At 70.3% G+C, this 12,409-nt stretch carries 12 protein-coding genes and 1 pseudogene; 6 read left to right on the forward strand and 7 right to left on the reverse strand.

The window, feature by feature from the left end; all coding sequences use genetic code 11:
• Nucleotides 1-2 precede the first annotated feature (2 nt).
• The 5 genes from bla to GA0070561_RS30245 all read right to left on the reverse strand — a co-directional run bounded on the left by bla (nt 3) and on the right by GA0070561_RS30245 (nt 6,585).
• Nucleotides 3-926 (reverse strand): class A beta-lactamase, encoded by a 924-nt coding sequence (bla, locus tag GA0070561_RS30225; protein ID WP_091408255.1) that lies wholly within the window; start codon nt 924-926, stop codon nt 3-5.
• A 26-nt stretch (nt 927-952) separates the two neighbouring features.
• Nucleotides 953-3,583: a rifamycin-inactivating phosphotransferase gene (gene rph, locus GA0070561_RS30230; protein ID WP_091408257.1), complete on the reverse strand. Its 2,631-nt coding sequence runs from the start codon at nt 3,581-3,583 to the stop codon at nt 953-955.
• Nucleotides 3,584-3,752: 169 nt separating this feature from the next.
• The gene (locus GA0070561_RS30235) at nt 3,753-4,454 is read right to left on the reverse strand and encodes a DUF4396 domain-containing protein (protein WP_091408259.1); all 702 of its coding nucleotides are present in this window, start codon (nt 4,452-4,454) and stop codon (nt 3,753-3,755) included.
• A gap of 143 nt (nt 4,455-4,597) precedes the next feature.
• Entirely contained in the window at nt 4,598-6,010 is a 1,413-nt protein-coding gene (gene tnpB, locus GA0070561_RS30240; protein ID WP_091408262.1) for an IS607 family element RNA-guided endonuclease TnpB, read from the reverse strand.
• Entirely contained in the window at nt 6,007-6,585 is a 579-nt protein-coding gene (locus tag GA0070561_RS30245; protein WP_091408832.1) for an IS607 family transposase, read from the reverse strand. The genes tnpB and GA0070561_RS30245 overlap by 4 nt, the downstream gene beginning before the upstream one ends.
• 116 nt (nt 6,586-6,701) lie before the next feature.
• Here GA0070561_RS30245 and GA0070561_RS30250 point away from each other — a divergent pair, with 116 nt between their 5' ends.
• The 5 genes and pseudogenes from GA0070561_RS30250 to GA0070561_RS30265 all read left to right on the forward strand — a co-directional run bounded on the left by GA0070561_RS30250 (nt 6,702) and on the right by GA0070561_RS30265 (nt 9,257).
• The gene (locus GA0070561_RS30250) at nt 6,702-7,106 is read left to right on the forward strand and encodes a hypothetical protein (protein WP_091408264.1); all 405 of its coding nucleotides are present in this window, start codon (nt 6,702-6,704) and stop codon (nt 7,104-7,106) included.
• Between the two features lie 99 nt (nt 7,107-7,205).
• Nucleotides 7,206-7,952 (forward strand): MBL fold metallo-hydrolase, encoded by a 747-nt coding sequence (locus GA0070561_RS30255; RefSeq protein WP_091408266.1) that lies wholly within the window; start codon nt 7,206-7,208, stop codon nt 7,950-7,952.
• A 31-nt stretch (nt 7,953-7,983) separates the two neighbouring features.
• A pseudogene (locus GA0070561_RS34415) lies at nt 7,984-8,085 on the forward strand (pyridoxamine 5'-phosphate oxidase family protein); the annotation flags it as partial.
• 111 nt (nt 8,086-8,196) lie between these two features.
• The gene (locus GA0070561_RS30260; protein ID WP_244166496.1) at nt 8,197-8,799 is read left to right on the forward strand and encodes a TMEM175 family protein; all 603 of its coding nucleotides are present in this window, start codon (nt 8,197-8,199) and stop codon (nt 8,797-8,799) included.
• A gap of 14 nt (nt 8,800-8,813) precedes the next feature.
• Entirely contained in the window at nt 8,814-9,257 is a 444-nt protein-coding gene (locus GA0070561_RS30265; RefSeq protein ID WP_091408269.1) for a DUF5990 family protein, read from the forward strand.
• Between the two features lie 13 nt (nt 9,258-9,270).
• On the opposite strand, the gene GA0070561_RS30270 is transcribed toward GA0070561_RS30265, so the two are convergent.
• Nucleotides 9,271-10,362 (reverse strand): winged helix DNA-binding domain-containing protein, encoded by a 1,092-nt coding sequence (locus tag GA0070561_RS30270; RefSeq protein ID WP_091408272.1) that lies wholly within the window; start codon nt 10,360-10,362, stop codon nt 9,271-9,273.
• A 9-nt stretch (nt 10,363-10,371) separates the two neighbouring features.
• Nucleotides 10,372-11,559, reverse strand: a complete 1,188-nt coding sequence (locus GA0070561_RS30275; protein ID WP_141710499.1) for a DUF418 domain-containing protein — start codon at nt 11,557-11,559, stop codon at nt 10,372-10,374.
• A 186-nt stretch (nt 11,560-11,745) separates the two neighbouring features.
• On the opposite strand from GA0070561_RS30275, the gene GA0070561_RS30280 reads away from it, so the two are divergent.
• Complete coding sequence (locus GA0070561_RS30280; protein WP_141710500.1) at nt 11,746-12,405, forward strand: hypothetical protein; 660 nt, start codon at nt 11,746-11,748, stop codon at nt 12,403-12,405.
• Nucleotides 12,406-12,409 lie beyond the last annotated feature (4 nt).

Genomic DNA, 12,409 nt, shown 5'->3' on the forward strand with positions numbered 1-12,409 from the left:
GCTCATGCTCCCAGTTGGGCGACGACCACGCGGGCGGCCTGGGCGATGACCGCGTCGTCCGGGGTGGCGTCCTTCTTGTCGCGGCTGGACAGCACGGCGAGCACGATCGGGGCCCGGTCGGGCGGCCAGATCACCGCGATGTCGTTGCGGGTGCCGTACCCGCCGGTCCCGGTCTTGTCGCCGACCACCCAGCCGGCCGGCACCCCGGCGCGGACCAGCGCCGCGCCGGTGGTGTTGCCTCGCAGCCAGCCGATCAGCACGTCACGGTCCGCCGGTTGCAGGGCAACCCCCACGGTGTACGCCCGGAGGTCGCCGGCCAGGGCCCGCGCGGTGCTGGTGTCCCGCTTGTCGCCCGGTGTTCCCTCGTTCAGCGCGGTCTCGTAGCGGGCGACGTCGGTGACCGTGTCGCCGAGCGCGCGCAGCTTCGACTCGAACCCCGCTGGCCCGCCGAGGTGACGCAACAGCAGGTTGCCGGCCGTGTTGTCGCTGTAGCGCACGGCGGCGTCGGCGAGGGCGCGCAGACTCATGCCCTCGCCGACGTGCTTCTCGGTGACGGGGGAGTGCGCCACCAGGTCCCGCGCCGAGTACCGCACCACGCGATCGAGCTGGGCGTCGGTGGTGCCGTCGAGCACCTCGGCGGCAGCGAGGGCCTTCCACGTCGAGGCGTACGCGAACCGCTCGTCGGCGCGGTACTCCACAGTCCGGCCGGTGCCCGTGTCGACGGCGTAGATCCCCAATCGCGCCCCGAACTGCTCCTCCAGCCGCCGGAACTCATGATCAGCGGCCGCCGACGGGGCGAGCGTCACCTCCGGGCTCGGGGTCGTCCGCGCCTCGGTCGCCTCGCCGCCGCTGCCGCACCCCGCCAGCGACACCACTGTCGACACCGTGGCCACCACGATCGCCAGCCGTCGGACCGAAACCGCCATCGTCGTTCCTCCTGTAGCGCCGTCGGTCAGGGCAGGATCTCGACGTATCCGTCGCTGCCGTGCACGCGGATCCGCTGCCCGTCGCGAATCAGCCGGGTGGCGTCGAGCACGCTGACGACAGCCGGCAGGCCATACTCCCTCGCGATCACCGCGCCGTGCGTCATCAACCCGCCGACCTCCGTCACCAGCCCGGCGATACCGACGAACAGGGGCGTCCAGCTCGGGTCCGTGTGGGCGGTGACGAGGATGTCACCGGCTTCGAGGTCGGCCTGCGCCATGTCCAGGATGACGCGGGCGCGTCCTTCGACCGTCCCGGAGGACACCGGCACACCGGCCAGGGCGCCGGCCGGCACGTCGTCGCGTCGGTACGCCCCGGTGATCGCTTCGCCGTCGGAGGTCAGCACCCGGGGCGGGGTGAGCGCCTGGTACGACCGGAACGCGTCGCGGCGCTGCCGGATCAGCTCGTCGTCCACCCGGTGCGTGCGCGCGGCCTCGTGGAACTCCTGGAACGTGAGGTAGAAGACGTCTTCGGTCTCGGTGAGCACCCCGGCGCGCACCAGGCGCTCGGCCTCTGCCAGCAGGGCCTGCTTGTAGATGAAGTAGCGGCTGATGATGTCGTACTTCGGGTACTCCCGGTAGCCGGTGAAGGTCCGCACCCGGTCGATCATCCGTGCGGTCTCGTCGGCCTTCTGCTGCCCGTCCGGCAGCGCCCGCAGGCGCGTCAACACCTCGTGCGCCTGCTGCTGCGCCTGCTGTTGGCCCTGCTCGAAGCGCCGCCGGGCCGCGCCCGGCTCGAAGAGCTTGATGTTGTCCAGCAGCACGGGCACGAGGGTGCCGGGGCGTTCGCTCCACCGCGGCCTGGTGATGTCGATCTCGCCGACGCAGCGCATGCCGTACCGGTCGAGGTACGCCTCGATGGCGGCGCGTGCCTCGGCCCCGCCCGCGACCTTCGGCAACTCGTCGAGGAAGTCGTCGTGCGCGACGCCGCCTTGGGCGACGTCCTGGAGGAACGCCACCACCTCCGGATACGGACGGATCACGTCGGCGACGTCGAGCAGCGCCAGCCCCATCTCCGACGTGACGTTGCCGGGGGCGGAGAGGGTGAGGGTGTCCGCGGCGTTCTTCTCACCCAGCCACTCGTGCAGCCGGTCGTTGAGCCACCAGGTGGCCTCCATGCCGGCCATGATCGCCTGCATGTTCAGCGGATCACCGAGGACCCGCTTGTGCTCCTGGAAGGCCTCCAGCAGGAAGTCGAACAGCGCCGTACCGGTCACCGTCGCGATGTCGCGCCGCAGGGCGGCGATGGACGCCTCGCTGCGCTCGATCAGCTCGGTGACGATGGCCGGATCGGTCTCGATCGAGGTGGACGCGCCGCCGGTCGTCAGCTGGGCGGGACCGCCGCCCTCCGGGAGCGTCGGAACGAAGTCCCCGCGGTCGATCAGGGTCTCCAGCGCGTCCCTCATCAGCGGATCGGACTTGCCCGCCATGTTCAGGAAACCGGCGCGGCTCGTGGGTGAGGCCAGCAGTCGGGTGGCGTCGACGAACAACCTCCCGCCGGCCGCCAGCATCGGGGCGATGGCGGTCAGCTGCCACATCGAGAGCCCCAACGGCCGCATGGCGTCGGTCATCATCTGCTGGTGACCGACCGAGAGGTAGACGTGGTTCTCCTGGTCATCGGCCGCCGGGATGGGGAACAGCGTGGTGATCGGCCGGCTCTGCACGATCTGGAAGTCGTCGTCGACCAGGCACCACTCGATGTCCTGCGGGCGGCCGAAGTGCGCCTCGATCCGTCGCCCGAGCCGCACGAGTCGCACCACCTGCGCCTGCGTCAGCGCCGGCTGCTCCTGCCGCTCCGGGTCGATCACCACTTCCCGTGTGCCGCCGCCGGGCAGCGCGGCGACGGCACGCTGTTTCGCGGCCACCGTCCCGGCGACGACCTCGCCGTCGCGCACCCTGAAGACGTCCGGGTTCACCAGGCCGGACACCAGGGCCTCGCCGAGGCCGAAGCTGGCGTCCACTGTCGCGACCTTCCGGTTGCCCGTCACCGGGTCCGCCGTGAACAGGATGCCGGAGGCATCCGGAAAAACCATCTGCTGTACGACGACAGCCATCTGAACCGTGCGGTGGTCGATGCCGTTGCGCAGGCGGTAGATGACAGCCCGCTCGGTGAACAGTGACGCCCAGCACCGGCTGACGTGTCGCAGGATCGCCTCCGGCCCCACCACGTTCAGGTAGGTGTCCTGCTGACCGGCGAAGGACGCCGTGGGCGTGTCCTCCGCCGTCGCGCTGGACCGCACGGCGTAGGCGGCCTGCTCGCCGAACCGGGCGAGCGCGCCGGTGATCGCGGCGGCCAGGTCGCCCGGAACCAGGGTCTCCTCGACGCTGCGGCGGATCTCCGCGCTGAGCGTGCGAATCGCCTCCCGGTCGTCCGGGCTCAGGCGCGACAGCTGATCGAGCCGATCGTCGATCGACGGCGTCTGCGCCATGATCCGCCGGAAGGCGGCCGTCGTGACGCAGAACCCCGCCGGCACCCGGATGCCGTCGATCCGGGACAGCGCGCCCAAGTGCGCGGCCTTGCCGCCGACGACCGACACCTGCGTCTCGTCGACCTCTCGAAGATCCAACAGCGGTGCCTGGTCGCCGCGGTCCCTGTCCATCGACAACACACCCACGTCGCGCCCCCGTTACCTCGTTTGTGCTGGTCCGGCCGCCGATTCTGCGCCACGACCGGGGTCTTGCCGCAAGCCCCCAGGTGCGGTATACGTTAGAAGTGGCAGGGAGAGTGATCTCCTTGCCGCTTGTTTTTGTCGGGGTGGCCGGGCTCGTTCAGTCGTAGGGGAGTCGGCGCGGCTCGAACCTCAGCCTTCGGCCGAGCTGCCAGGAGGCGGTGGGCCAGGCCGCGACGAAGCCGGCTATCAGCCCGAGCTGACCAGCGAACCAGAACGTCGGGCTGTCGGGTTGCAGGTGTAGCTCCGGAAAGACCACCCGATGCGCGAGGGTCAGCCACACGAACAACGCCACCTCGAACACGGTGATGGTCAGCAGCTCCATCCTGCCGACGCTCGACAGTGCGTGCCAGACCTTCGTCAGGCTGCGACCCGGCCCGGCGAAGTACCGGAAGAGCATGGCGATCGTCACCGCCGTCAGGTAGTCGCCGGCGTAGGCGACCCACAGCGGGTCCTCGGCCGGGTCGAATCTCACGGCGTACAGGGCGACCTCGGCGACGATGAACCCGAGAGCGCAGTGCGCGCCGCAGCGGGACACGTGGGTGACGACGATGCCCCGGCGGGGCCGTCGCGGTTGATCCTCCTGCCGCCGTTGAGAGAACGCCTCGGGCCTGCCCCAGTTCCAGTAGAGGCGGACAGCGGCCGGGCCGATGTAGAGGACGGTCACCAGCCAGACGATCTCCATGACCCGGACCGGCTGACGGTTTCCGCGGAGATAGGTGTCGGCCAGCACGACCGCGAAGCTGACGACGCCGACCGCGAGCGAAGCCCACGAGAGCGCTACGAGCCAGGTTGGTTGCATCCCCGCCCCTTCCGCCAGCCGAGCGAGTCTTTCATGGCGTACTCGTTCGGATCGGCGGATCGGGCGTTCCCGCGTGCCGGCGCGGACGGATTCACCCTCCCCGACCCTGCCCGGACGGAGGAGTGAACCAGCCGGCCGCTGCACTACTGTGCGAGGGTGACGAGTGCCGTTGCCTCTCTGTGCGCTCTGGCGAGCGCGCGATTGGCAGTCTCGCCTTGCGGTGAGACGGTCCCGGTCTGACCCGCTGGCGCGGTGCCGGGTTGACGCTTCAATGCCACCAGCCCCGCGAGCGGGGTCTTGCGGTCGGCTCCACGTCCAGGCGCCGGGCCACTCCCGGCGGTTGTTGCGTCAGCCGCGAGCGCGGCCAGGTTGCAGGCGGCGTTGAGGTCCCGGTCGAGGACCAGGCCACACGATTCGCACTGGTATTCACGCTCGGACAGGGCGAGTTTGGTTTTCACCGCGCCGCAGCCCGAGCACGTCTTGGAGGAGGGATACCAGCGGTCGGCCAGGATCAGCCGGCCGCCGTTCCACCCGGTCTTGTAGGTCAGTTGCCGGCGGATCTCGGCGAACCCGGCGTCGGCGATGTGCCGGGCCAGCTTGCGGTTGCGCAGCATCCCGGTGACGTTGAGGTCTTCGATTACGACCGTGCCGTATTCGCGGGTCAGCCGGGTGGTGAGCTTGTGCAGTGCGTCGCGGCGCAGGTTCGCCACCCGGGCATGCGCCCGGCCGAGCCGGGCTGCCGCTCGCTCCCACCGCTTCGAGGCGCGTCGGCCGGTGCGCCGGTCCGGGCCGGTTTTGCGCGCCAGCGCCCGACCGAGCGCCCGCATCCGCTGCTGCGCGGTCGTCAGGTATCGCGGGTTGTCGATCAGCTCGCCGGTTGACAGCACCGCTAGGTGCCTTATGCCGACGTCGACGCCGAGCACCGCGCCCGGCCGGGCGGGTAGCCGCTCGGGGCGCTCGACCTGAACGCAGAAAGCGACGTGCCACCGGCCGCCGTCACGTCGCACGCAGGCGGACATGATTCGGGCGGTGCCGTTGTCGATGCGGCGGGCGAGCTTGCGGGCGGACTCATGCAGCTTCAGCCGGCCCAGCCGGGGCAGCACCACATGCTTGCGGTCGGACTCGACCCGGATCGTCCCGGTGGTGAACCGCACGGACGCGATGGTGCGGCGGCGGGACTTGAACCCCGGGAACCCGACCGGCCGGCCGGCGCGCTTACCCGAGCGCGAGTCGGCCCAGTTCTTCAACGCGCGAGCGAGGGCGTCGAGGCCGGTGTTGAACGCCTCCTTCGAGCACTCCCGCCACCACGGCGCGACGTCGGGCTTGGCGACGTTCCACGCCTTACGCAGCGCGGGCAGCGTCCACGACAACGTCGGGGTCAGCATCTCCTCCGACACGCCGTAGGTGCGTTCAGCGGCCCGCTGATCCATGACCGCCTTGACCCTGGCCAACGCCCAGTTGTGGGCCACCCGGGCCGCCCCGGCGTGCGCCAACACGTCACGTTCCTGCCCCGGGGTGAGGTCGAGGGCGAACCGGTACGCCTGGATCGTCTTCACGCCCGGTCCTCGGTGGCGGCCTCGACCGCGCGCCGGGCACGGTTCGCGGCGGCGCGGCGGCCGTACAGGCGGGCGCACAGCGACGTCAAAATCTCGGTGACGTCACGCACGAGATCGTCGTCCACCTCAGCCGGGTCGACCACCAGGAGACGGCGGCCCTGCGCGGCAAGGGCGGCCTCGACGTACTCGGCGCCGAAACGGGCGAAACGGTCCCTGTGCTCGACCACGATCGTCGACACGCCCGGGTCGCGCAGCAACGCGACGAACTTCTCGCGGTGCCCGTTGAACGCCGAACCGACCTCGGTCACCACCCGGTCCACAGCCAGGCGCCGCCCGGTCGCCCACACGGTGACCCGGGCGACCTGCCGGTCCAGGTCCGGCTTCTGCTCGGCCGACGACACGCACGCGTACACGACGGTCTGCCCGGCCTCGCAGGTCGCACCGGTCAACGGTTCACCGACCATGATCAACCGACCGAGTCGATACGCCGGAACAGGCAACGTCCCCGACTCGTAACGCCGCCGTGCAGTCGCGTACGAGATGCCAGTAGCCGCCGCCCACTCCTTCAAATTCAAGCCACCCACCATAGACAACTAGTGAGCATTAGTAACGACCCATGGGTTAGCAGCAGTCAACCCCTTGCGAAGCGGAAGCGCGCGTCGGTCCGATCGGCGCGCTGCTCAGCCGACTCGTGTTCCTCGGCATCTGCCTGCCCGGACCGGTCCTGCTCGTCACCGCCGTGACGCTGGACCCACCACGATCCTCCAGCGACTTCTGGGGTCTGCTGGTCGGTGGCGTCCTGGCGACAGCCATCGGTGTCGGGTTCGGCGTCTTCGGTTGGCGGGTGGTGGGCCGCTCGCGCGGTGACGCGCGTCGGCTGGCCGCTGCTGGCGTCGCCGCGACAGCGGAGATTCTCGCGGTGGCGAACCACCTGGACGGCGAAAATCCCGGGCTGGAGCTCCGCCTGCGGATCAGTGGGCCGGGGTTCACCCCGTTCGAGGCGGACACGATCCGCACGGACGATCCGGCGCTCGTGCCGGGCGCGGTGCTGGCGGCGGTGGTGGACCCCGCCGACCGTCTCTTCTTGATCATCTAACTTCTCCTCGCGCCCGCCGGATTCCATCTCGATCGTGACAACCACGGATCGTGATTCGCGGGGTCGAAGAGGCGTCGCCGCGCTGGCACACTCTCGGCCATGGTCGACTGGTATTCGCGGGCCGAAGTGGACGGCGACGTCGTCCGGATCTCGGAGCCGCACGTCAACGAGCTGCTGTCGGCGAACTTCTGGTGGTTGCGGGGTGACGATCGGGACATCGTGATCGACGCCGGGCTCGGTGTCGTCGCCCTGCGGGAGGCGATTCCGGGCCTGTTCGAGCGCGATCCGCTGGTCGTGCTCACCCACGCGCACCTGGATCACGTCGGTGGGGCGTCGGAGTTCGGGGACCGGGCCGCCCACCCCGCCGAGGCGGGGATCTTGGCGGCGGGCGTACCGGCGAGCCTGTACGGCGCGGAACTCTTCGACAAGCTGGGCATCGACGCCGCCGGGGAAGCCGTCCCGGAGCTCATGATCGATGTCCTGCCCGATCCCGATTACGACCCGGCTGCCTACCGCGTCGCACCCATGACCCTGCGCCGCCTGCTCGACGACGGCGACCGGGTAGACCTGGGCGGGCTGGTGCTGACCGTGCTGCACCTTCCCGGCCATACGCCGGGGAGCATCGCCCTCCTGGAGGAACACACCGGGACCCTGTACTCGGGCGACATCATCTACGAGGGCGCCCTGATCGACGATCTGCCGAACTCCGACGTGACCGCGTACCGGCGAAGCATGGAGTTTCTCGTCGACCTCGACGTGTCCGTCGTCCATCCCGGCCACGGGGACAGCTTCGACCGGACGCGCCTTCGCCAGTTGGCCGAGACCTACCTGCGCAGGACGGCGTAGGGCCGCCCTGCCGATCTTGACGGCACCTGTTGTGGTCGGACTGGCCAGCAGCCGCGGTGCCCAACTGTTTGGGACGGCCAGGGTGCTTGCACCGGAGCATCCGGACCGCGCGCACTACTGGGCAGGGGTTCGCGCCACGCCAGTTCTGGCGTCGCTCTGCCAATGACGAAAGCTGACCTATTGCATAATTCGCCTCGTGCCTCCCAAAAGGGAAACTTCACGGCTGACCCGTAGCCCGGGCCGCTTGCTGGCCTTCAGCGACGGTGTCTTCGCGATCGCCGTGACGCTCCTCGTGCTGGAGATCCAACCGCCCCACGACTTCGGGCGCCTCGTCCAGGGGCTCGGTGCGCTGTGGCCGTCGTACCTGGCGTACACGCTGAGCTTCCTGCTCATCGGGCAGGTGTGGGTGAATCACCACGTCATGTTCGACCGCGTCCGGCACGTCGACCGAGGGGTCCTGTTCCTCAACACGTTGCTCCTGATGGTCATCGCGTTCCTGCCGTTCTCCACGTCACTGCTCGCCGAGGCGCTGCGCGCGGAGCAGGGGCTGCGTGCGTCGGTCGTCGTCTACGGCGGCACACTGTGGACGGCGGCGGCCCTCTTCAACATCGTGTGGGCGCAGCTCCGCCGGGCCAAACTGCTGGACCCCGGCCTCGGTCCCGTCGGCGCGCGAGCCATCGGCCGCCGGTTCGCGCTCGCGCTGGTCTGGATCGGCTCCGGCATCCTCGTCGGCGCGTTCGTGCCGATCGCCGGTGTGGCCATCATCGCCGCGTTCCTGCCCGCCTACTACCTGCCCATCCGCGGCGAGTACGGCGAGAACGACACCGCCGAGCAACCGGCCGACTAACTAGAGTCGGTGGAATGCGGATCCGGATCGACGGCAGCGATCTCCCAGGTCGGCGTCCCGGTGCGGAGGCCGACGCGCTGCGGCGGGGCAACGTGCACGTCGCGGTTCAGCGCAAGGCCGAGGTGGTCGATCAGGTGCCGGCCGACGCGGCAAGCGCCACCTGGTCCTTCGAGGTGTCCAGCCGCGAGATCGACGGAGCGATCGACGTCGGTGGCCCCTGGGTGCACGGCCGCCCCGGGGCGCGGTTTCTCTATCTGAGCTGGGGCGCGGTGACCCAGGACGGCTTCGCGATGTTCCGACGAGCCAAGTTGATGTTCACCGACGTGCCGACCGAACTGCTGCGCGCCGCCCACGAGGGCAACGGAACGCTGGTCGGCCGGCTCGGGTTGACCGATGCCGCCGGTGGGCCGATCTGCGCTCGGGTGCACCCGCCCGCCATCGCCTGGGCGGTGGAGTGAGTGCTGTCGAGGGCTAGCTGCCGAAGTCGACGCCGCTGAGGGAGACGGAGCGGTACGCGGCGAGGTGTTCGGCCTGTGCGGTGATGGCCTTACGCGTGGCCTCCGACAGCCGGTGCCACGGCTGGACGGCGACAGTGAACGTCCTGCCGGACTTGCGGGGACGCCAGGTGCCGACCAACTCGCCGTCGACCAGGACGGCGCCGGGGCGACCCAGCACCGGCCACAGCTCCTTGGCGTGGGCGTTGTCCGGCACCAGCGTTGCCCGGTCCTTGGCCTGCAAAAACAGGTCGAACGGGCCGAGCAGTCGGGTGACTTTGCTGCCGGCCGACTCCAGCGCCTCCTCGTCGGCGGCCAGCAGTGAGCGCACCTCGCGGTCGACCGTCACCTCGATCACATCCTCGGGCCAGTGCGCCTTCACGTCCTTCACCGGGGCGTCGAGGTAGTCGGCGACCTGTTTCGGGGTGGCCGGACCGAGCAGGCGAAGATACGCGCGGATGAGGTCGAAGCGGTCACCCGCGGCGGCTGCCTTCCTGAACCCGGCGATGCGCCGCAGGACCGGGGGTGAGGTGTCGAGCTGCAACTCCAGTCCGGCCCGCACGGCGGCGAGCCGGAACGGCATCTCGTAGAGGTGCGTGGCGTCACACGGACGGCAGAACCGCAGATAGGGCTCGGGCAGCATGGTGGCCAGGCGGCCGGAGACGTCCCCCTTGACCGTCGGCGTGCTGACGAGGGCCCGCATCCGGTCGGCGATCTCGTCCAGGGCTGCCAGAGTGTCGATGCCGGCGGCCTTCAACGGTTTCGCGGCGTCGTAGATGCGCTTGCCCGCGTCGGCCTCGGAGAAGGGTTCGACGGCGGCGGCCACCTTCGCCACGTCGGCCCGGCGGTAGAGGTGGGGAGCGCCCCGTACCGTCCACAGCAGGACCAGATCGGTGTCGGACAACGCGGTCACGTCGACCCCGCGTACCGCCAGCGCCCACCGGGCGCCGTCCGGACCGGTGTTCTGCACGCCGAGGTCCAGGACGGCGGTGTCGGCGAGCGTGCCCTCGTCCCGGTCGAGCTGCTGGGCCTGGACGCGGAAGTTCATCACCTGGTGCCGATCGACCATGTCAGCACCCTAGTTGGGGCGGCGCTGCCGGTGGGTCCAGGCGCGCAGCGCCCATTCGACGGGGCCGTACCGGAACCGCCGCAGCCACCACGAGCTGACCATCAGCTGCACCGCGAAGATCACCAGTGCGATCAGCAGTGTCTGTGCCGGCGAGGTGCGGCCGACCAGACCCCACCCGAGGCCGGTGAAGACGAGCACGCACATGAGCGACTGGGCCAGGTAGTTCGTCAGGGCCATCCGCCCAGCGGGCGCGAACGCGCGCGCGAGGCGCGGCCGCCGCGTGAACAGGCGCAGCACTGTCGCGGCGTAGGCGGCGGCCAGGAACGGCGCGGTGACGATGCTGACCATAAGTCCGGTCAGGTTTGCCGTGGAACCACCGACCGCGAACACGACGGCGCCGGCCAGACCGATCGGATACCCCACCCGTTCGCACCAGCGCAGCAGATCCTCGTGGGCGGGCACGGTGGCGAGAAGCCGGTGCTTGCCGGCGGCGAGGCCGACGAGGAACGCCGCGAACGCCAGGGGCCCCTGCACGGCCAGACCGCCGATCATCGCCGGCATCGACCGCAGGTGCTCCAGGACGACATCGCCGAGGCCGCCGCCCAGGGCCACCGTCGAACGCGCACCGGCGCTGACCGCGGCGGCCTCGTCCGGAACCAGTGTGGCACCGAGGACCGCGGCGATGCCGACCACGACGGCGATGCCGCCGATGATGGTCGCCGCCGCGACCAGCGCGGTGCGGGGCTGGATCCGCCGGACCGCGAGCAGCACCAGACCGAGCAGCGCGTACGTGGTGAGGATGTCGCCGTGGAACAGCAGCACCGCGTGCAGCGCGCCGAGAACGAACAACCCGGTGAGCCGGCGCAGGAACGCCGGGCGGAACGCCACTCCGCGCCGAGCCGCCGAGTCGAGTTGCAGGGTGAAGCTGTAGCCGAACAGAAAGGCGAACAGCAGGTACGCCTTCATCGCGAACAACAACTCCACCGCGCCGGCGATCAGCAGGTCGACTGTGCCGTGCGTCGGATCGTCGACCAGGTGGAAGTCGTAGCCGGAGCTGAAGAACGCGATGTTCACCAGCAGGATGAGCAGCAGCGCGCTTCCGCGCAGTGCGTCCACGACGGTGATTCGGGCGAGGGTGTCCACGGGCGAGGGCGGTAGGTGGCCGTCGCCTGGTCGGTAGAGCCCTGTCACATTCATGGTGTCCAGCCTCCGGAGCGTGACCCGCCGCCGTGAAGTGTTTTCGTCACACGGACCGTCGTGACGAAAAGACGCCATCCCTGCGGCGGGGGAGGCGAATCCCTCCGCGCGGCGATCCGCCCGTCGCGCCGTTCGGCGACGGTGATCTCGGATGTGCCAACGCCCGCCGCTGATGGAGACGACGCCGTGACTCGAACACCACGCACGAACGCTGTGCCCGCCCCGCCGCCACCGCCGTCCTGGGCCCGCCGAGCCGGGCACGTGGCGTGGATCGCCCCCGTACTGGGGTTCATCCCGCTGCACGTGCCATGGATCCTCGGCATCCCGCTGTTCGCCAATCCCGACCCGTTCCGCGAGTGGTACCACGGTCGCGGGCCCGGAGTGGGGGATCACCCGGTCGACGGTTTCCTCGGCCTGCCGGCCGGCGCGTTCTACCTGGGCCTGCTCTGCGTCCTCGCCGGGCTCGGCGGCGTACTGGCGCTGGGACTCATCAAGGACTGGGGGGTGGTCTTCCCCCGGTGGGTGCCGTGGCTGCGCGGACGTCGGGTGCCACAGTGGTTGCCGCTGACGCCGACGGTGCTGGGGTCCGCCCTGATGATCGGCTATTCCGCGACCCTGCCCTGGCAGTTCGCCGCGGACCTGGGGGAGTCCAGCGCGGATGACATCTTCACCCCGACCGGCGTCCTGATCGGCCTGCCGCTCCTGCTGGCCTGGGCGGTCGCGTTGCCGCTGGCCGGTTGGTCCTACTACCGCCGTACCCGCCGGCCGCGACGCGACCGGCGGCGCTGGTCGGCGGCAGCGGAGGACCGACCAGCGTCGCAGGCCGGGTGGCCCAGCATCGGGTGACGGC

This window comes from Micromonospora saelicesensis (genome assembly GCF_900091575.1).
GTDB classification, from domain to species: Bacteria; Actinomycetota; Actinomycetes; order Mycobacteriales; family Micromonosporaceae; genus Micromonospora; species Micromonospora saelicesensis.